This window comes from Flexivirga sp. G2 (assembly GCF_055397625.1).
This window is the reverse complement of sequence record NZ_AP039675.1, coordinates 3252502-3272367: the sequence shown is the minus strand read 5'-3', so window position 1 is coordinate 3272367 and position 19866 is coordinate 3252502. Positions and strand designations below refer to the sequence as shown.

The window sequence follows — 19866 nt, the reverse complement described above, 5'->3', positions numbered from 1 at the left end:
GTGAGCTGACGCACAACAATGGCCGCATGACCGCTCAGCCCTCCGTGTCCAATTCGATCACCGTCCGCGTCGATCTGCCCGGTCGGGCGACCGCCGTGAGCGAGCTCACCGGCGCCGTCGAGCGCAACGGGGGACTGGTCACCGCACTCGACATCAACCACTCCGACAACGCGCGGATGACCATCGACGTCACGGCCGCTGCGCGCGACGCCGACCACGCAGCCGAGCTGGTCAGTGCGATGCGCGCGGTCGAGGGCGTCGAGATCCACAAGGTCAGTGACCGCACGTTCCTGGCGCACCTCGGCGGCAAACTGAAGATCGAGTCGAAGGTCCCGATCCGCAACCGCGACGACCTGTCCATGGTCTACACGCCCGGTGTCGCGCGAGTCTGCCTCGACATCGCCGAGAACCCCGACGACGCAAGGCGTTTGACGATCAAGCGCAACACCGTCGGGGTGGTCACCGACGGCACCGCAGTGCTCGGACTCGGCGACATCGGCCCGCTCGCGGCGCTGCCGGTCATGGAGGGCAAGGCCGCCTTGTTCAAGCGGTTCGCCGACATCGACGCGTTCCCGCTGTGCCTGGACACCAAGGACACCGAGGAGATCATCCGCACCGTCAAGGCGGTCGCGCCCGTCTTCGCCGGCATCAACCTGGAGGACATCTCGGCGCCGCGTTGCTTCGAGATCGAGCGCCGGCTGCGCGACGAACTCGACATCCCGGTGTTCCACGACGACCAGCACGGCACTGCCATCGTCGTGCTCGCCGCACTGCGCAACGCCCTCCGAGTGGTCGGCAAGGATCTTTCCGAGGTCCGGATCGTCCAGTCCGGTGCCGGTGCGGCCGGCACGGCGATCGCACTGCTGCTGATGGCCGCGGGTGCAAAGGACATCGTGCTGTCCGACATCAACGGTGTGGTCGAACCGGAGCGCGAGGACATCAAGTCCGCCCCGGACAGCGACCTGGCCAAGCTCGCCGCGTGCACCAACCCGGAGCATGTGACCGGCACGCTGAAGGACGCCGTGCGCGGAGCGGACGTCTTCATCGGAGTCTCTGCGCCCAACGTCCTGAACGGCGACGACGTCGCGGGTATGGCGGACGACGCGATCGTCTTCGCCCTGGCCAACCCGGACCCCGAGGTCGACCCGACCGCGGCGGCCGAGCACGCCGCGGTGGTTGCGACCGGCCGCAGCGACTTCGCCAACCAGATCAACAACGTGCTGATCTTCCCGGGTGTGTTCCGCGGTCTGCTGGACGCCGCCGCCAGCCGCGTGACGACCCACGTGATGCTCGCCGCCGCCGAGGCGCTCGCGGCGGTCGTCAAGCCGGAGGAACTGAACCCGGCATACATCATCCCGAGCGTGTTCCAGCCGGACGTCTCCAAGGTCGTCGCGCGCGCGGTGGCTGAAGCGGTTCGCGCCGACGAGGGCGACGAGCACGCCTGAGACTTCAGGGTTTTCGCCGCGTGCCTGACTTCAGTCGCGCCCGAACCGCGCGCCGCGCGACGGGTCCGAGATCGTCGATCGCATCGGCGAGCACGGTCAGTTCGGTGAGGGCATCCAGTGCGGCGGTGCCGCCGTCGGGGTCGATCCCGTCATACAGCTCGAGACCGATGAAGCTCGCGCAGACGGCGCGAGCCAGGCCGCGCGCCTGGGTGATGTCGGCGAGGACGCTCGATCGCAACACCCGGTCGACGACCTGCTCGACCTCAGCGATCCATCGGTCGATGGCGTACCGGGCGGCGGTGGCGAGCTCGGGGTCGCGCTGACCGCCGGCCATCAGTTGGGCCATCACGGCGACGTTGCCGGCCGCCTGCTCGGTCTCGTGCAGTTCACGGCCGACCCGCAGCAGCGCGGAGAGGGAGTCGACTTCGGCGAAGAGCTGGTGGTAGCGATCCGCCAGTCGGTCGACGGTATGGCGTGAGCCGGCCGTGAGCAGACCATTGAGCGTGCCGAAGTGATAGAACACCAACGCCTGGTTCACTCCGGCGCGGCCGGCGATGACTCGGGCCGATGCCCCCGCGATCCCGTCGGTGCGCAGCACGTCCATGCTCGCCTCGAGCAATTTCGTCTTGGTGTCCACCATGGTGGGTGCCACGGTATCCGTCGACCTGGGGATCCGGAGCAACCCGGCAGCTGTCACGGGCGCACCGGGCCCGGAGGCACCGACCGGTGAGCATCTCGGCCCAGCATGACGAAGAGCACCAGGGCGGTGACCAGGCATGCGAGGCCCGTGCCTGCGAATGGCAGGAACGTCGTCCAGTGGACCGGCGTGTGACCGTCGATGGTGTCAGGCGTGGCCAGCACCCAGCCGATCACGGGCAGCAACAGTGCCGGGCCGAGCAGCAGACCGGTGATCGTGAACTCGCGGTGCGGCCGGCGGCCGGTGAGCAAGATCGCGATCCCGAGCAACACTCCGACGACGGGCATCACGAAGATGCCGATCGTGAGGATGCCCGCCACTGCGACGCACCCGGTGATTCCGGTCAGCGCCCATGCGGTGAAAACGCCGAGATCCCTGCGCCAGTCCTGGTGTGCTGCGGTCACTGTGGCCTGCTTTCGGTGATTTGAGCGATCGATCAATCATGAGGATAGTCAGAATTGAGCGATCGCTCAAGGGGCTGACAAGCCGATCGGCCGGTTCAGTGCGACGGATGTCACGTGCTGGAACCGGTTCCTCGTTTTGATCGGGCCGTGTGTGGTCCGCTACCGTTGTTCTCGTTAATTACGCGGTCTTGCGTTCATTGCTGATTTTCCTTTTGTGAGCGCCGAGATCATCCGGCGCCGAGGACCCCTCGAGCAGCGACATCCGCCCATGATGCGGACTCTCCGTCCTGCCCGAGCCTCGCGAGGTGTGCTCAGCAGCACCCAGTAGAACTCAGAGGAAATGACGTATGCCCAACAAGAAATCCATGGACGGCAAGAAGGCGCGTTGGACCCGCGCGCAGAAGCTCGAGGTCAAGCGCTCCGGCGTGCGCAAGCAGCGCGACGAGGGCGGGCGCGGCGGAAACGACCGACGTGAGCGCGACTCCTGGAACCGTGACGACCGCGGCCAGCGCCGTTCGGACGACCGCGGCCAGCGGCGATTCGATAGCCGATCCGAGGGCCGACCCGAGCGGTCCAACGACCGGCCGAAGCGACGTTTCGACGACCGCGACGACCGTCGCGGCACCGACCGTCGGGACGGGGACACCCGTGGGTACGGCCGCCGGGACGACCGGCGGGACGACCGGCGCGGTGGCTACGAGAAGCAGGACCGCGGGGGCTTCGAGCGCCGTGACGACCGCCGGTCGTACGGTGACCGCGACGACCGCCGTCCGTCATACCGCGACAACCAGCGTGACAACCGCCGCGACGACCGGCGTGACGGTCGCCGTGACGACCGCCACGGCTCGTTCCGCGACAACCGACGGGACGACCGCCGGGACGATCGTCCGCAGCGCCGGGACTTCGACCGGCCCCGTCGCGACGAGCGCGCCGTCGAGTCCCGCCCCGCGGTGAGCCGGCACGAGCGTCCCGCCGAGCCGATCTCGTTGGAGGGCAACGGATTCGCGGCCCTCGGTCTCCCCGAGCAGCTGGTGGAGCGACTCGCCCGCGACGGCATCACCTCTCCGTTCCCGATCCAGACCGCAACGATCCCGGACGCGCTCGCCGGCCGTGACGTGCTCGGCCGCGGCCGCACCGGGTCCGGTAAGACGCTGTCCTTCGGCCTGCCGACGCTCACGCGTCTGGCGGCCGGTGGCAAGGCGCGTTCGGGTCAGCCTCGCGCCATCGTGCTGGTGCCGACCCGCGAGCTGGCGATGCAGGTCAGCGATGCGCTGCAGCCGCTGGTGCACGTCGTCGGACTGCGCCACAAGCTGGTCGCCGGCGGTATGCCGTACGAGCCGCAGCTGTCCGCCCTCGAACGTGGCGTCGACCTGCTGATCGCCACGCCGGGACGCCTGATCGACCTCATGGAGCGCGGCGCCGCCGACCTCAGCCGGGTCGAGATCGCCATCCTGGACGAGGCCGACCACATGGCCGAGATGGGCTTCCTGGAGGCCATCGAGCAGATCCTCGACGAGGTCCCGACCGACGGGCAGCGTTTGCTGTTCTCGGCGACCCTCGACCGCGGCATCGACACCGTCGTCGAGCGCTACCTCACCGACCCGGTCGAGCACGCGACGGACGACGGCACATCGTCCATCGCGACCATGGACCACCACGCGCTGCTCATCGAGCCGCGTCACAAGAAGCTGGTGACCGCCGAGGTCGCCAACCGGGCCGGCCGCACCGTCGTCTTCGTCCGCACCAAGCTCGGCGCGGACCGGGTCGCCGGCGAACTGCGCGACCAGGGCGTCCTGGCCGCCTCGCTGCACGGCGGTCTCAACCAGGGCCAGCGCAACCGCGTGCTGGCGGCCTTCAAGGACGGCAAGGTGCCGGTGCTCGTGGCCACGGACGTCGCCGCGCGCGGCATCCACGTCGACGACGTCGGTGTCGTGCTCCAGGTCGACCCGCCCGCGGATCACAAGGACTACCAGCACCGTGCGGGTCGCACCGCGCGTGCGGGCGAGAAGGGCACGGTCGTGACCCTGGCCCTGCCGCACCAGCGTCGGACGATGCAGCGTCTGCTCGAAGCTGCCGGTGTCGACATCGAGGTGCAGAACGCCCGACCGGGCGACGACGTCATCCGCGCGGCCGGTGGCAGCACCCCGGAGGGTGCGCCGATCTCCGAGTCCGACCTGCAGCGCCTGATCAGCCCGCCCCGCGCCCCGCGTGGTGGACGTTCGTACGGCGGCCGCGGCGGCCAGGGTCGCTACGGCAACGACCGCGGTGGGTACCGCGGCGGCCGGGGCGGACGCGACGGCAACCGTGGTGGCGGTCGCGACCGCTTCCAGCGCGGCGGTTCCGGGCGCTGACCTGCGCCGAGCCACTTCGGCAGGTCGGTCACTCATAATGGTCGAGTGACCGACCTGACCGGACGACTCCTCGTCGCAGTTCCGCAGGAGCAGTCCGAGCTCGGCGAGGGCGACGTCTTCACCCGCAGCGTGGTGCTCGTGCTGCATCACGACGAGGAGGGCGCGCACGGGCTGATCCTCAATCGGCCGCTGAGCGCCGAGGTGGATGCCGTGCTGCCCGGTTGGCAGGAGCACGTGTCCTCGCCGGACTGCGTCTTCCAGGGTGGTCCGGTGTCTCTCGACACGGCACTCGCGTTGGCGTCCGCAGACGGCAACGACGACGAATCCCTCGGCATCCGAAACCTTTTCGGCGGGATGTGTCTGGTCGATCTGGACGCTCCGCCGCCGATCATCGCCCCCGTCGTCGACAGCCTCCGGATCTACGCGGGGTATGCCGGATGGGGCGAGGGGCAGCTCGAGAACGAGATCGACCGCGGCATGTGGTTCGTGGTCGACGCCGAGTCGGGTGATGCGTTCAGCCCGGATCCCGACGGCCTGTGGGAGCGCATCCTGAAACGGCAGCGGAGCTCCGTCTCCTTCGCGGCGACGTTCCCGGCGGATCCCGATCTCAACTGAGCCCCGAACTACACTTGACGGCATGAGCACTGTCGACGAACCGGATCGCCTGTCCTCTCCGGAGAGCGCCCCGAGTCTCCCGAGCACCTCGACGGCGACGTTGGAGCGCGAGCGCACCGACGCGCAGGAACAGCTGCAGGAGCCGGGCGACCACGAGCGCTTCGCGCACTACGTGCGCAAGGAGAAGATCATGGAGAGCGCGCTCTCCGGCGAGCCCGTGACCGCGCTCTGCGGCAAGGTCTGGGTGCCCGGTCGTGACCCCGAGAAGTTCCCGGTCTGCCCGACCTGCAAGGAGATCTACGAAGGCATCCGTGCCCCGCAGGACGGTGGCGACGACAAGTCCTGAGCCCGCTGACCCGCCTCGCGAGAGTGACGGTGCCGGAGGTTAGCCTTGTCGGCCTATGAGTACCTCGGCCGCCTCGCACCTGTCACCGGCGTTCCCAGGGAAGGCGGCGTGGGGGACTGCCGGCAAGCTGCGGGCCTGGCAGGCCGCGGCGCTCGAGCAGTACCTGACCGAGCAGCCTCGCGACTTTCTCGCGGTGGCGACCCCCGGCGCGGGTAAGACGACCTACGCGCTGCGGTTGGCGACCGAGCTGATGCAGCGGGGCATCATCGAGCAGATCACGATCGTCGCGCCGACGGAGCACCTGAAGACCCAGTGGGCCGACGCGGCGGCCCGGGTCGGGATCCACATCGACCCACGGTTCACCAACGCTCAGGAGCAGCACGCCAAGGGGTTCGACGGCATTGCCGTGACCTATGCCGGGGTGGCGAGTCGGCCGGCGTTGCATCGCTACCGCACGGAACGCAAGCGGACCCTGATCATCCTCGACGAGGTGCACCATGGTGGCGACACGAAGTCGTGGGGTGATGCGATTCGTGAGGCATTCGAGCCGGCGACTCGGCGAATCTGCTTGACCGGTACCCCTTTTCGGTCCGACACGGCACCGATCCCGTTCGTCCACTACGAAGAAGGACCTGACGGCATACGCCGTTCGGCGAGCGATTTCACCTACGGCTACGCCGACGCATTGCGCGACGGTGTCGTGCGTCCCGTGCTCTTCATGGCGTATGGCGGGGCGATGCGCTGGCGCACCTCGGCGGGCGACGAGATCTCCGCACGGTTGGGGGAGCCGCTCACCAAGGATGCGACCGCCGCGGCCTGGCGCACCGCGCTCGACCCGATTGGTGCCTGGATCCCGGCGGTGCTGCGCGCAGCCGACAAGCGACTCACGGAGGTGCGGCGCCACGTGCCCGACGCAGGTGGTCTGGTGATCGCGTCCAACCAGACGGCAGCCCGCGCCTACGCGCGAACCCTGAACGAGCTCACCGGAGTTCGCCCGACGGTCGTGCTCTCCGACGACAGCGGCGCATCGTCCCGGATCGAGGAGTTCGCCTCTTCGGAGGACCGCTGGATGGTTGCGGTGCGGATGGTGTCGGAGGGCGTCGACGTGCCCCGGTTGGCCGTCGGTGTCTTCGCGACGTCGACCTCGACGCCGTTGTACTTCGCGCAGGCCGTCGGCCGTTTCGTGCGCGCCCGGCGTCGTGGTGAGACGGCGACCGTCTTCCTGCCCACGGTGCCCACCATCATGGAACTCGCCGCGACCATGGAGAAGGAGCGCAACCACGCCCTGGATCGGCCTGAGAAGGCTGAGGATTCGATCTGGGACGAGGAAGAGGGCCTGCTCGCCGAAGCCAACCGTGAGGAGAAGGCGCTCGGCGAGTTGGAGGGCAAGTTCGAAGCGCTGGAGTCCGAGGCGGAGTTCGACCATGTGCTGTTCGACGCGCAGCAGTTCGGCATGGGTGCGGTTGCGGGCAGTGACGAAGAGGACGAATACCTCGGCCTGCCAGGGTTGTTGGAGCCGGAGCAAGTCACCAGCCTGCTACGTCAGCGCCAGGACAAACAGCTGCGGACCGGAAAGCGTCCGCCGAAGGACGACCAGCCGATGGCCGCCCACCGCGCGCTGGCTGCCCAGCGCAAGGAGCTCAACGCGCTGGTCGCGGCATACTCCACGAAGTCGGGGAAGCCGCACGCCCACGTGCATCATGAGCTACGGGTGAAGTGCGGCGGACCGGCGCTCGACCGGGCGTCGACCGAGGAAGTCACCGAGCGAATCACCATGATTCGCAACTGGTTCGTCGGTCGCAAGCGCTGACCGTCATCGGGTCCGGCCGTCGCCGGCCGCCTCCGCGGCCAGCGGCAGGGTCCGATGGGGGACCAGCTCGGCGAGCGCGATCGTGGTCGACGCGTGCACAACCAGTCCGGTCTCGACGATCTGGTCGATGACGCGTTGCAGGTCGGCGTTGTCCTGGGCGACGACGCGGGCGAGCAGGTCCCCACCGCCGGTGATCGTGTGCACCTCCAGCACCTCGGGTATGCCGCGCAGGTGATCCACGACCGCTTGCCGGCCCTTGCGTTGCTGGATCTGCAACGTGCAGAACGCCATCACGGGGTAGCCGAGTGCGGTGGCCGAGAGGGTCGGGGCGAGCGAGGAGATGACACCGCGGTCGAGCAGTCGGTCGAGACGCGCCTGCACCGTGCCTCGGGCGACGCCGAGCTTCCGGGATGCGCCCAGGACGCCGATGTTCGGCTGGTCGGTCAGCAGCGTGATGAGGCGTGCGTCGAGCTCGTCGATCTGCGGCATACCTCGAACGTAGTCGGTGTGCAGGAATCGTTGGACGACTCCCGGCGCGCGGATCCGGTCGGCCCCTCCGAACGAATGGTGCTCGTTGCGTGTGCAATATGCTCGATCAGCGCGCCGGAAGATCGCACATATTGCACATCATGATCAGCAAACAGCATCCCGATTGCGCGGTCGTGTGACTGGGAGCACAGTGTGCACATGACGACGACTGTGAACCTCACACCCGATGAACTCGCCGCCGGCCAGGACCTGGAGCAGCTGAAGCAGCTGGTCGGTCTGGTGGACTACGACGCCGACAAGGACCCCTTCCCGGTGACCGGGTGGGACGCGATCGTTTTCGTGTCCGGGAACGCGACCCAGTCCGCGCTCTACTACCAGAGTGCGTGGGGGATGGAGCTGGTCGCCTACAGCGGCCCCGAGACCGGCAACCGCGACCACAAGTCCTTCGTCCTGAAGAGCGGCTCGATCCGCTTCGTCATCAACGGTGCCGTCGACCCGGACAGCCCGTTGGTGGAGCACCACCGCAAGCACGGTGACGGCGTCGTCGACATCGCGCTCGAGGTCCCGGACGTCGACAAGTGCATCGCGCAGGCGCGCAATGCGGGCGCGACCGTCGTCCGCGAGCCCGAGGACGTCACCGATGAGCATGGCACGATCCGTATCGCCGCCATCGCCACGTATGGCGAGACCATCCACACCCTGGTCGACCGTTCGAAGTACGACGGCCCCTACCTGCCCGGGTACGTCGCGCAGTCCTCGACCATCGAGCGTCGCGAGGGCCAGCCGAAGCGGCTGTTCCAGGCGCTGGACCACATCGTCGGCAACGTCGAACTGGGCCACATGGACGAGTGGGTCGAGTTCTACAACCGGGTCATGGGCTTCGTGAACATGGCCGAGTTCATCGGCGACGACATCGCGACCGATTACTCGGCGCTGATGAGCAAGGTGGTCGCGAACGGCAACCACCGGGTGAAGTTCCCGCTGAACGAGCCGGCGATCGCCAAGAAGAAGTCGCAGATCGACGAGTATCTCGAGTTCTACCGCGGTGCCGGCGCCCAGCACCTCGCCGTCGCCACGGGCGACATCATCACCTCCGTGGATTCGTTGCGTGCCAACGGTGTTGAGTTCCTCGACACCCCGGACAGCTACTACGAGGACCCGGAGTTGCGGGCGCGTATCGGAGAGGTCCGCGTGCCGGTCGAGGAGCTGCAGAAGCGCGGCATCCTGGTCGACCGTGACGAGGACGGCTACCTCCTGCAGATCTTCACCAAGCCGCTGGGCGACCGTCCGACCGTCTTCTTCGAGCTGATCGAGCGACACGGCTCGCTCGGCTTCGGCAAGGGGAACTTCAAGGCGCTCTTCGAGGCCATCGAGCGGGAGCAGGACAAGCGCGGAAACCTCTGAGAACACTTCGGATCCCGCCTGACGCGCCAGCCCCCAGCAAGCGTCCGGCGTGACCCGCAAGAACATCGGCCACGACTGCAGCAGCAGTCGTGGCCGATGTTCTTCATGCCGAGGTCAGTGTGCGCGCTGCAACTCCCACGCCTGCCGCAACGCATCCCTGATGGCGTCAGCGTCACCGTCCAGCATGGCCTGCACCTTCATGTGCGCCTCGTATGCCGGTGGTACGCCGAAGGTTTCGGCATGATCCGCCACGAGGCGATCACGTGCGGCGAACGCACACCGGATCATCAGTTCGTCCGGCGCGACGAGGCGGGCGACGATGCGGTTGTCGACATACCAGGCAGGCACCGCGGGGGTGCCCTTCCGCATGCATCCCGGCAGTGTTGCCAGGAACTCCGCGACGTCGTCGGGGGTCATCAGCTGCCGGGGCGATAGACCATCAGCACGACGATGACGGCGAAGATGATGCCGACGACGCCACCGGATGCGGCAACGCGGGCCGTCTGTGCCTTGACCGCGGTCTGCAGGTCGCCCGCCGCATCCTGGCCGCCGCTAGTGACGGTGTCGGCGGCCTTCTCCAGCGCCGGAACGATGACGGCGAGGGTGAGTGCGACGGCGACGACCCACAACAGGACCGACAGCCAGATCCACGTGTCGCCGAACGACCCGAGCTCCTCGCCGCGCCGCTTCTGAGACATCAGGCCGAAGCCGAAGATGACGACCAACACCGACACCATCGAGTAGATCTTCGCCATCCGTGCCGACGCCGAGATGGCATTCGCGTCCGCCTGTCGCAGGCCTCGGGAGGCTGTGGTGACCGCGTGCACAAGAGGGCCGACAGCGAAGATCGCCGTAAGCAGATGCAGGAAGAGCAGGATTTTCAACACAATTCGCATACTAGCGAGCACGTCGACGATCCGGCACACAAGAAACCGCCGGCCGGGCGAAAGCCCGACCGGCGGTCATCCGTGATGGTGCAGCGAGGAGCGACCGTCAGCCGATCACGGTGCTGCGCCCAGCTCCTGCTCCTCCAGCAGGGTCTCCTGCCGAGAGTGCTCGATGTACACGTCAACCTGTGTGCGGGGCAGCTGCACAAAGTGTGCCCACGCCATGACGATGGCGCTGAAGACGAAGGTGACGGGGAACGCCGATCCGAAGTGCAGCACGCCCTGGCCTCCGCCGTAGTCACCCAGCCAGGAGATCAGTGCCAGGCCACCGAGCCACGGCACGTACCAGGTCCCGTGGCGCCAATCCCATTGGGGCTGTTGGCCGCGTGCGGCGTTCACGGCGTACATGATCACGAGGAGCACGACGCCCAGGAGCACCGCCATGAACAACTTCGAGTTGGTCTCCCAACCCGTCCAGTAGACGATGAGGTTGGACGACCAGAATGCCAAGAACGCGATGACAGGTGCGGCCGGGAGGCGGAACGGACGCTCGTGATCGGGAAGCTGCTTGCGGAAGGCCAACAGCACGAGTGGGCCCGAGCCGAAAGACAGCACCGTGGCCGACGTGATGAAGCCAACCAGTTGCTGCCAGCTCGGGAACGGCAGGAACAGGACCAGGCCGACGATGAACGCGAGAATCATGCTGACCAGCGGGACACCGTTGCTGGTGGTCCGTGCCAATGCCTTGGGGGCGTTGCCGTTGCGGGCCATCGCGAACGAGATCCGGGAGGTAACGGTGGTGTAGATGAGTCCGGTGTCGGCCGGGGAAACGATGGCGTCGATGTAGAGCAGCGTGGCGAGCCATCCGAGGCCGAGAACCGTCGCGATCGCTGCCAGCGGGCCGAAGTCGTCGGTGAAGCTCACGTGCGCCCAGCCCTTCGCGATGTCACCGTGGCTCACGGCGCCGACGAAGGCGACCTGCAGCAGGACGTAGATGAGGCAGGTGAGCAGGACCGAGCCGATGACTGCGAACGGGACGTTGCGGCGCGGGTTGTCAGTTTCACCGGCCAGCTCGATACCCTGTCGAAAACCGAGGTAGGAGAAGACGATTCCGGACGTCGCGATCGCGGTGAACACGCCGTGCGCGCCCATCGGTGCGAAGCCGTGCGAACTGAAGTTACCTCCGTCGAATCGAGTGATCAGGAAGGCCACGATGACGATGGTGATGATGCCGAGCTTCCACCAGACCAGCACGTTGTTGACTCGAGCGAACCACCGAATGCCGAAATAGTTGATGACCACGAAGACAGCCATCGCCAGAACAGCGACGACCAGTCCGAGGCCGGTCAACGTGTGCACGGTTGCCCCGTCCACGGTCTTCGCTTCGGTGAAGTCCGCGTACTTCGTCGCGTAGGTCAGCGCACCTTCGACCTCGATGGGCGCAACGGCCATGCACGCGACCCAGGTGATCCAGCCGGTCATATAGCTCGCGAACGACCCGAACCCGATGTGCGGAAACCGCACGACGCCTCCGGACAACGGGAACATCGTGCCGAGTTCTGCGTAGCACAGGCCGATGAGCAGGATCATGAATCCGCCCAGGGCCCAAGAGATGATCGCCGCGGGACCAGCGGTCTGCGCTGCGTTCATCGCGCCGAAGAGCCAGCCCGATCCGATGATCGACCCCACACTCGCGAACAGCAGGCCTATCCGGCCGACGTGTCTCTGGAGTTTTGGATCCTCCGACTGTGCCGGAGCGGGCTCGGTATCTATGGCCATCCTGCATCATCCCTTCGCCGCTGAAACTCCGATGAGTCCGGCAGCTGATCGTGCCTTTCGGTGAGCACCGAAGACCGTACTCTCCGAAGCCTCGATTTCGGGGCTAACGAAGCTGAGCGTCGGGAATCGGTTCCGATTCCTACTCGTTCGTAGCTCGTTCGTCGCTCATCAGAGCGCCGAGCATCGGTCGCCGGCCGTGCAATGAGAGGATGAGTCATCATGAGCGAACGTGCGTCCGGTTGGTATGACGACCCCCAGAATCCCGATCAGCTTCGCTACTGGGACGGGATCCTGTGGAGTGACCGCACGATGCCGAAGGTCAAGCCGAACCTCGAGCAGTCCCGGATCGGCGACGCCCGTCGGCAGTACGAGGAGGAGCAGGAGCGCAAGCGGGCGGCCGAGGAGCAGGCCACGTACGGCCAGCGGCCGCAGCTGCGCCCTTATCAGCAGCAACAGCAACCGGGTTCGCAGCAGTACCCAGGTGGGCCGCAGTCGCCATACGCGCAGCAGCCGTACGCCCCGCGCCCGGTGAAGACGACACCCGACGGTGAGCCGACCGCGTCCTGGTGGCGCCGGTTGTTCGCCTACATCGTGGACAACATCCTGTTGTCCGTCGTCTCCGTGGCGGTCTCCTGGACGTGGCTGCACCCGTGGGTCACGACGATCACCAACTGGTATGACGACGTGCTCGACGCGGCGCGTGACGGTCGGTCCCAGCCACCGATCCCGGACGCCGTCTACAACGTGCCGTGGCAGTTCCCGCTGACCGCGCTGGTGCTCTACCTGGTCTACGAGATCGCGTTGGTCGCCTGGCGTGGCCAGACGCTGGGGCACATGATCTTCGGTGTTCGGGTGCGAGGCGCTTCGTCGACGGCGAAGCCCGACCTGCGGTCGGTCGCGATCCGCTCGGTCGTCAAGGGCGTCAGCAACATCACCTCGTTCGTGCCCTTCGTGGCGTCGCTCGGGTCGGTCTTCAGCCTTGTCGACGGACTGGTTCCGCTCGGCGATAGCCACGCCCAGTCGCTGCACGACAAGGCGGCCAAGACGTATGTCGTGAACACCCGCACGCCGAAGACGCCGTCCGGTGGTCCGGTTCCGCCGTACGCCGGACGCCAGTAGCGCCAAGCGTTTTCGAGCGACCTACCGGCTCGGCCGAATCGTGCCGGTGACCTCGCCGAGCGCCATCCGACCACCGCCGGCGGTCGGGGCGGTTGCGCTGATCGTCACCGTGTCGCCGTCCTCCAGGAAGCTGCGCGTCGTGCCGTCCGACAGCTCGATCGGCTGCTTTCCGCTCCACGACAGCTCGAGCAGGCTGCCGCGCTGGTTGCGCGAGTCACCCGAGACGGTGCCGGAGGCGAAGAGGTCGCCGTTGCGCAGGCTGGCACCGTTGACCGTCAGGTGCGCGAGCATCTGGGCCGGGCTCCAGTAGAGGGACTTGTACGGCGGAGTCGACACGACGGTGTCGTTGAGCCGCACCTCCAACTGCAGGTCGAGACCGTAGAGCCCGTCGCCCAGCAGGTAGTCGAGTGGTTTCGGATCCTGTTTCGGCAGAGCTATTTTCGCCGCCTCCAGTGCCTCCATCGGCGTGATCCACGGGCTGAGCGATGATGCGAACGACTTGCCGAGGAACGGGCCGAGCGGGACGTACTCCCACGCCTGGATGTCTCGTGCCGACCAGTCGTTGAAGAGGGCGACACCGAACAGGTGATCAGCAGCGTCGTCCACCGTGAGCCGCGTTCCGATCTCCGTCTCGCCCCCGACGATGAAGCCGACCTCGGCCTCGATGTCCAGCCGGATGCTCGGCCCGCAGACGGGCTCGGGGTCGTCCTTGCCCTTGCGCTGGCCGACGGGGCGCACGATGTCGGTGCCGGAGACCACGACGGTCCCGGCGCGCCCGTGATAGCCGATCGGAAGGTGCTTCCAGTTGGGCAGCAGGGCCGCACTGTCCGGGCGGAAGAGTGATCCCACATTCGTGGCGTGCTGTTCGCTGGCGTAGAAGTCGACGTAGTCGGCGATCTCCACGGGCAGGTGCAACGTCACCTCGGACAACGGCTTGGTCGCCTGGCCGACCAGCTCGCGTCGGCCTTCGTCCCGGAGAATGTCCTGCAGCCAGGCGCGGGCCGCCGACCAGGACGAACGGCCTTGGGAGATAAAGGGATTGAGCGAGCTGTGCCGGAAGGTTCGAGCCCACTTGCGCATGTTGTCCAGCGCTGCGAGGGTCGCGAGCTCGACGACGTCGTCGCCCAATCGGGTGACGACTTGAGCGCCGCCGTCAGGGGTGCTGGCGACGCCATACGGCAGGTTGTCGATGCTCCAGAGCTCGTCGGTCGTGGTGCTCATGCGGTCCTCTCGGGAATCAGGCCGAGTGCGGCCAGGTCGCGGATCGGGTCGAGTACGTCGCAGCAACCGAAGCTGGTGAAGACGTTGCGTGCAGTGACCGCGTCGGCCTCGGACATCGCGCGGATCGCATCGGTGATCGACGCTTCGTCGCGGTCGGTCAGGGCTGCGGCCACGTCACCACCCATCAGCGCTGCGTGCACCGCGAGCAGGATGCCGAGGAAGCCGAACTGTTCCTCGGCATCGGTCGTGCCGTTGCCGGCAGTGTGCGCGATCGCACGGTGCAGGCCGCCGGTCAGCTTGAACGCGACCCCGAGTTGCACGCACTCGGTGATGAAGGCAGCGGTGTCGTTCACCGACGGAACGTCGTTGGCCGGCGTCGACCCGGTCCGCAGCTTCGCGATGACCTGACCGTCGTGGCCGGCAATGCCTGGCAGCAGGTCACGACCGGCGGCACCCGCCGGCACTTCGAGAGCCACAGGCACGGCAAGGTCGAGGGTCCGCTCCCAGCCGTCTCCGGCTGCAACCTCCACACCGGCGAGTGCGTGCCCTGCCGCGTCGGCAACGTTCTCCGCCGCGGCGATCACGTCGCCGAGGGCGGCATCCGGCCGGCCGACGACGGTGATGACCAATCCGCTGTGGTCCTCGAGAGCCTCATCGATCAATCGCGGTGGCAGCAGCAGCGGTCCGACGAAATCGGATGCCGGGGTGCCGCGACGGGTGGAGCGTCGGTCGATAGCCTCTGAGAGCGAGAAGTTTCCCGGCGGGAAGACGGCCGCGTCGTCGACCAACTGAGTGAACAGCGTGCGGGTGGGCAGACTGGGCATGCTGCCACCGTAGCCAGGGGACCGGCCGCAGCGACCACGGGCCATGGGTCCGAAACGTGGAACTGACGGGGAAAGAGGAGAACAATGGCGTTCTACCGATCGATGGGACAGCTGCCGCGACAGCGGCACACCGCGCTGCGGCGGCCGGACGGCAGCGTCTACTACGAGGAGCTGATGGGGGAGGAGGGGTTCTCCAGTGACTCCTCGTTGCTCTACCACCGGGGCCTGCCGTCGGCGATCTCCGACGCGCAGCCGTGGGAGTTCCGTTGGTCGCAGCAGACCCAGCCGAACCACCCGCTGTTGCCGCGGCACCTGAAGCTGCACGACCTGTTCGGGGACGGCGACACCGGGGTTGATGCCGTCACCGGGCGACGACTGGTGCTGGGCAACGGCGACGTCCGCATCTCGTACGTCGTGGCCGATACGCCGAGCCCCTGGTACCGCAACGGGATCGGCGACGAGTGCGTGTACGTCGAGCGCGGTGGCGCGCGGGTGGAGACGGTCTTCGGCGCGTTCGACGTGGCCGAGGGTGACTACCTGATCGTGCCGCGCGCGACGACCCATCGCTGGTTGCCGGTGGCTGCCGGCGACGATGGTTTCACCGAGGCGTTCCGTGCCTATGCGATCGAGGGCAACTCGCACATCGCACCGCCGAAGCGTTACTTGTCCCGTTATGGCCAGTTGCTGGAGCACGCGCCATACTGCGAACGTGACCTGCGCGGGCCGGCCAGGCCGCTGTTGGCGGAGGACGTCGGCGCCGAATCCGACGCTCCCACAGAGGTTTACGTGAAGCACCGGGGCAACGGCGGGCAGATCGTCGGCACGATCTACACCTATCCCTACCACCCGCTCGACGTCGTCGGCTGGGACGGCTGTCTCTACCCCTACGCGTTCAACGTCGCCGACTTCATGCCGATCACCGGCAAGGTGCACCAGCCGCCGCCGGTGCATCAGGTCTTCGAGGGCACCAATTTCGTCGTGTGCAACTTCGTGCCGCGCAAGGTCGACTACCACGAGGCGTCGATCCCGGTGCCCTACTACCACTCCAACGTCGACAGCGACGAGATCATGTTCTACGTCGACGGCGACTACGAGGCGCGCAAGGGTTCCGGCATCGGCAAGGGCTCGATCTCGTTGCACCCCGGCGGTCACGCGCACGGTCCGCAACCGGGCGCGTACGAGAAGTCCATCGGCGTGCACGAGTTCGACGAGCTCGCGGTCATGGTCGACACGTTCCGGCCGATGGAACTCGGCGAGGCCGGCAGCGCTACCGACGACGGGAAGTACGCCTGGAGTTGGGTCGGCGGCAAGAGCTGATCCAACCGTCTCGGTTATGCCACGGGTGCGCTCCGACGCACTCTTGGCATAACCGACGGTCATTGCAAACGCCGGAACGCCTCCTCCGCTCGGCGCCAGAACTCTGCCTTGTCCACATGCCCGGCTGCGGCCTGGTTGAGGGCGCGCATGGCTGCTTCGATCGGGTTGGCGACGTTGGTCGAGCAGATCGCTGCACAGGTTGCCGAAGTTGCCGCGGTCGCGCCGCGTGGCCGAGTTGGTTGTGCGCCGAAGCTGAAGGACCCGAAGCCTCCTTCACCAATCGGCGGAAGCATCGCCCTGAACGCCATGTCGATGTCATCGAATGGTGCAGGCAGTGGCGCGCCTGACCGGATTGCCTCCACCGCGGATGTGAGATCGACCGGGGGTGGCCCGTCGATCTCCGCTGCAACGGCTTCCACTGCCCACGCTGCGGTCTCTCGCGCAGCGCGCGGGCTGGATCGGGTGAGGCCGAGTGCGAGTTCATATGAGCCCTTTGCGGCGTGTGCTGCCTCCGGTCCGATCGCCTCCAGATCACTGGGCGGGTCGAGCCGTCCCCAGAGCTCCGCTCGGCGCGCAGCTCCGGCGTGCTCGGCGGCATCCTCGGATCGCCGTGCGGCAGCGGCCCATGCGGTCAAGTCGCGGCTGGCGCGGAATCGCCGGAGCCGATCGGACTCGGTGTTACCACCGGTGGGCCACAGTTGCACCAGGAGGAATTCGTAGGGCGGCTCGGAAACGTTGAAGTAGTCGTCGTCACCGTTGACCGCGTCCTTTCCGGACACCACACGGCGCACCAGCACGCGATGATCGCCGGCAGGCACCTGGATGTTGAACGACGGCTCACCGAAGGGCGAGTGCAATAGGAATGCGTCATCGACGACCGGCAGGACGAACGACGTCGTGGCGTCCCAGCCGTTGATGTCTTCCGCGTCCGGCGCCGAAGTCAGCTGCTCGACCTGAACGATCACGGGGCCGTACCGGCGGACGGTGGAGAAGATGACATTTCCCTCGGGCGATGCCCACGCGATCGAGTCGCTCGCTTCCGGGAGATGGTCGATGTCGTCGTTCAACAGGTAGATCGCGTGGTAGTCCGCGGTGAGGACGAATCCGGGCCCGGACCACTCCTCGCCAGGGCGGGCGTGCCGACGGAACCATTCGGTCTCTGGGGCATCCATGCTCACCGATGCTAAGCGGTGGGGCTCTCGCACCGTTGTACCCACGTTCGGTACGGCGTAACGGACACTTCGCTTTCGATCGTCGCTAGCGTGGTGCAGTTGCCGAGCGTGATCCGCGCGGTCCGACCCCCTGAAGGAGATTCCATGCACCCCGTCGTCCGACATGCCACGAGCCGCCGCCAATTGCTGGCCATGACGATGATCGGGGGTGCCGGCGTGGTCGGTGCAGCTGTGAACGCCCCGGACGCCGAGGCGAAGCCTGGTGGCCCGGGCAAGGATCTGAAGCTGACGGTCCTCGGCACGACGGACCTGCACGGGCACGTCTACAACTGGGACTACTTCAGCGACAAGGAGTATGACGACGCGGCGCACAACGACGTGGGCGCTGCCAAGTGCGCGACGTTGATCCAGGCCGTGCGCGAGGAGCGGGGCGCCGACACCTGCATCACGCTCGACGCCGGCGACACCATCCAGGGCACGCCACTGGCGTACTACTACGCCAAGATCGAGCCGATCGGCAAGGGCGTCATACACCCGATGGCGTTGGCAATGAACAAGATCGGGTATGACGCAGCCGCTCTCGGCAACCACGAGTTCAACTACGGCATGGACCTGCTCCGGACGTTCCAGAGCCAGCTGCACCACCCACTGCTCGGTGCGAACGCGCTCGACTGGAACACCGGCACGTCGGTCTTCCCGCCATACGTCCTGAAGCGCGTGCACGTGCGTGGTCACAAGCCGGTGACCGTCGGCATCGTCGGCTTGGTGACTCCCGGCGTCGCGATCTGGGACAAGGCCAACGTCGAGGGCAAGGTCAAGTTCAACGGCATCGTCGAGCAGGCCAAGTTGGTCGTGCCCGAGGTCAAACGACGCGGTGCCGACATCGTCGTCGTGTCGTGCCACTCCGGCGCGGACACCTCCTCGTCATACGGTGATGCCCTGCCGTACCCCGAGAACGCCAGCACCCTGTTGGCACAACAGGTTCCGGACATCGACGCGATCCTCGTCGGGCACGCGCACGTCGAGATTCCGCAGCGGTTCGTCACCAATGAGCAGACCGGCAAGCAGGTCCTGCTCTCCGAGCCGCTGTGCTTCGGTGAGCGCGTCACGGTGATGGACCTGAACCTGCGCAAGAACCGTGGGCAGTGGGAGGTCGCCAGCTCGTCGGCGACCCTGCTGAACTCCAACACCGCGCCGGAGGACCCGGCCATCGCCGCGCTGCTGCGCGCCCCGCACGAAAAGGTCCGCACGTACGTCAACGGCGTCATCGGCACCTGCGCCGAGACCATGAGCGGTGCGCGCGCGTGTGTGGAGGACGCCGCCGCCGTCGACTTCATCAATCTGGTGCAGGCGCAGGCGCTCAAGGCGGGCTTGGTCGGCACGGCGGACGAGAACACCCCGGTGTTGTCGATCGCCGCACCGTTCAGCCGGACGGCTGTCATCCCGGAGGGTGACGTGACCGTGCGTGACGTCGCAGGGCTGTACATCTACGACAACACGTTGCTCGGCATCAAGTTCACCGGCGCGCAGGTCAAGGCCTACCTCGAGACGTCGGTGAGCTACTTCCAGCAGGTCAGCGGCACCGGCCCGTTCACGATGGACCAGGTCACCAACGCGAAGACGCCGACGGCACCGACCGGCACCCCGGATTACAACTACGACGTCATGGGCGGCCTCGACGCGGCACTGACCTACGACATCGACCTGAGCGTTCCGGCCGGCAACCGCATCCGCAACCTCGCGTATGACGGGACGGCGGTCGCCGACGCCGACAGCTTCGTCATCGCCATCAACAACTACCGCCAGTCCGGTGGTGGCGGCTTCCCGGGTGTCACGACAGCCGAGGTCGTTTACAACAGGCAGAACGAGATTCGGCAGTTGATCATCGACTGGGTCACCGCGAACAAGACGATCGACCCGTCGACGTTCCACCAGGTCGATTGGCGCCTGGTGTCCGGTACGACACCGATCCAGGTGAGCTGACCG

At 67.0% G+C, this 19866-nt stretch carries 18 protein-coding genes; 9 read left to right on the top strand and 9 right to left on the bottom strand.

What is annotated here, in order from left to right; genetic code table 11:
• Positions 1 to 26: 26 nt before the first annotated feature.
• Positions 27 to 1445 (top strand): NAD-dependent malic enzyme, encoded by a 1419-nt coding sequence (locus ACZ50J_RS15900; RefSeq protein ID WP_464298126.1) that lies wholly within the window; start codon positions 27 to 29, stop codon positions 1443 to 1445.
• Positions 1446 to 1449: 4 nt separating this feature from the next.
• Here ACZ50J_RS15900 and ACZ50J_RS15895 read toward each other — a convergent pair whose 3' ends face one another.
• Together ACZ50J_RS15895 and ACZ50J_RS15890 are read right to left on the bottom strand one after the other, a co-directional pair.
• Positions 1450 to 2085, bottom strand: coding sequence for a TetR/AcrR family transcriptional regulator (locus tag ACZ50J_RS15895; RefSeq protein WP_464298125.1), 636 nt, complete (start codon positions 2083 to 2085; stop codon positions 1450 to 1452).
• Between the two features lie 53 nt (positions 2086 to 2138).
• Positions 2139 to 2546: a hypothetical protein gene (locus tag ACZ50J_RS15890; RefSeq protein ID WP_464298124.1), complete on the bottom strand. Its 408-nt coding sequence runs from the start codon at positions 2544 to 2546 to the stop codon at positions 2139 to 2141.
• A gap of 347 nt (positions 2547 to 2893) precedes the next feature.
• Between ACZ50J_RS15890 and ACZ50J_RS15885 the strand changes: the two genes are divergently transcribed.
• The 4 genes from ACZ50J_RS15885 to ACZ50J_RS15870 are packed head-to-tail and all read left to right on the top strand — an operon-like array spanning position 2894 to position 7668.
• A complete protein-coding gene (locus ACZ50J_RS15885; RefSeq protein WP_464298123.1) occupies positions 2894 to 4897 on the top strand; it encodes a DEAD/DEAH box helicase in 2004 nt (667 codons plus the stop codon).
• Between the two features lie 45 nt (positions 4898 to 4942).
• Positions 4943 to 5512 carry a YqgE/AlgH family protein gene (locus tag ACZ50J_RS15880; RefSeq protein ID WP_464298122.1) on the top strand — a complete coding sequence of 190 codons (570 nt, stop codon included), beginning with the start codon at positions 4943 to 4945 and terminating at the stop codon, positions 5510 to 5512.
• 22 nt (positions 5513 to 5534) lie between these two features.
• Positions 5535 to 5858, top strand: a complete 324-nt coding sequence (locus tag ACZ50J_RS15875) for a DUF3039 domain-containing protein (protein WP_464298121.1) — start codon at positions 5535 to 5537, stop codon at positions 5856 to 5858.
• Positions 5859 to 5913: 55 nt separating this feature from the next.
• Positions 5914 to 7668 carry a DEAD/DEAH box helicase gene (locus ACZ50J_RS15870; RefSeq protein ID WP_464298120.1) on the top strand — a complete coding sequence of 585 codons (1755 nt, stop codon included), beginning with the start codon at positions 5914 to 5916 and terminating at the stop codon, positions 7666 to 7668.
• 3 nt (positions 7669 to 7671) lie between these two features.
• On the opposite strand, the gene ACZ50J_RS15865 is transcribed toward ACZ50J_RS15870, so the two are convergent.
• Complete coding sequence (locus tag ACZ50J_RS15865; protein WP_464298119.1) at positions 7672 to 8157, bottom strand: Lrp/AsnC family transcriptional regulator; 486 nt, start codon at positions 8155 to 8157, stop codon at positions 7672 to 7674.
• 198 nt (positions 8158 to 8355) lie between these two features.
• On the opposite strand from ACZ50J_RS15865, the gene hppD reads away from it, so the two are divergent.
• Positions 8356 to 9561, top strand: coding sequence for a 4-hydroxyphenylpyruvate dioxygenase (gene hppD / locus ACZ50J_RS15860; protein ID WP_464298118.1), 1206 nt, complete (start codon positions 8356 to 8358; stop codon positions 9559 to 9561).
• 114 nt (positions 9562 to 9675) lie between these two features.
• On the opposite strand, the gene ACZ50J_RS15855 is transcribed toward hppD, so the two are convergent.
• From ACZ50J_RS15855 to ACZ50J_RS15845, 3 genes are all read right to left on the bottom strand, one after another.
• Positions 9676 to 9978: a hypothetical protein gene (locus ACZ50J_RS15855; RefSeq protein ID WP_464298117.1), complete on the bottom strand. Its 303-nt coding sequence runs from the start codon at positions 9976 to 9978 to the stop codon at positions 9676 to 9678.
• A complete protein-coding gene (locus ACZ50J_RS15850) occupies positions 9978 to 10448 on the bottom strand; it encodes a DUF2269 family protein (protein WP_464298116.1) in 471 nt (156 codons plus the stop codon). Before ACZ50J_RS15850 ends, ACZ50J_RS15855 begins: the two co-directional genes overlap by 1 nt.
• Before the next feature lie 114 nt (positions 10449 to 10562).
• Complete coding sequence (locus ACZ50J_RS15845; RefSeq protein ID WP_464298115.1) at positions 10563 to 12227, bottom strand: APC family permease; 1665 nt, start codon at positions 12225 to 12227, stop codon at positions 10563 to 10565.
• Between the two features lie 219 nt (positions 12228 to 12446).
• Between ACZ50J_RS15845 and ACZ50J_RS15840 the strand changes: the two genes are divergently transcribed.
• Positions 12447 to 13346, top strand: coding sequence for an RDD family protein (locus ACZ50J_RS15840; RefSeq protein WP_464298114.1), 900 nt, complete (start codon positions 12447 to 12449; stop codon positions 13344 to 13346).
• A 21-nt stretch (positions 13347 to 13367) separates the two neighbouring features.
• Here ACZ50J_RS15840 and fahA read toward each other — a convergent pair whose 3' ends face one another.
• Together fahA and ACZ50J_RS15830 are read right to left on the bottom strand one after the other, a co-directional pair.
• The gene (fahA, locus tag ACZ50J_RS15835; protein WP_464298113.1) at positions 13368 to 14567 is read right to left on the bottom strand and encodes a fumarylacetoacetase; all 1200 of its coding nucleotides are present in this window, start codon (positions 14565 to 14567) and stop codon (positions 13368 to 13370) included.
• On the bottom strand, positions 14564 to 15391 hold the full coding sequence (locus ACZ50J_RS15830) for a hypothetical protein (protein WP_464298112.1): 828 nt from the start codon (positions 15389 to 15391) through the stop codon (positions 14564 to 14566). The genes fahA and ACZ50J_RS15830 overlap by 4 nt, the downstream gene beginning before the upstream one ends.
• Positions 15392 to 15475: 84 nt before the next feature.
• On the opposite strand from ACZ50J_RS15830, the gene ACZ50J_RS15825 reads away from it, so the two are divergent.
• Entirely contained in the window at positions 15476 to 16708 is a 1233-nt protein-coding gene (locus ACZ50J_RS15825; protein WP_464298111.1) for a homogentisate 1,2-dioxygenase domain-containing protein, read from the top strand.
• Positions 16709 to 16767: 59 nt separating this feature from the next.
• Here ACZ50J_RS15825 and ACZ50J_RS15820 read toward each other — a convergent pair whose 3' ends face one another.
• Positions 16768 to 17880 carry a hypothetical protein gene (locus ACZ50J_RS15820; RefSeq protein WP_464298110.1) on the bottom strand — a complete coding sequence of 371 codons (1113 nt, stop codon included), beginning with the start codon at positions 17878 to 17880 and terminating at the stop codon, positions 16768 to 16770.
• Positions 17881 to 18024: 144 nt separating this feature from the next.
• Between ACZ50J_RS15820 and ACZ50J_RS15815 the strand changes: the two genes are divergently transcribed.
• Complete coding sequence (locus ACZ50J_RS15815; RefSeq protein WP_464298109.1) at positions 18025 to 19863, top strand: bifunctional metallophosphatase/5'-nucleotidase; 1839 nt, start codon at positions 18025 to 18027, stop codon at positions 19861 to 19863.
• The last annotated feature ends 3 nt before the right edge of the window (positions 19864 to 19866 follow it).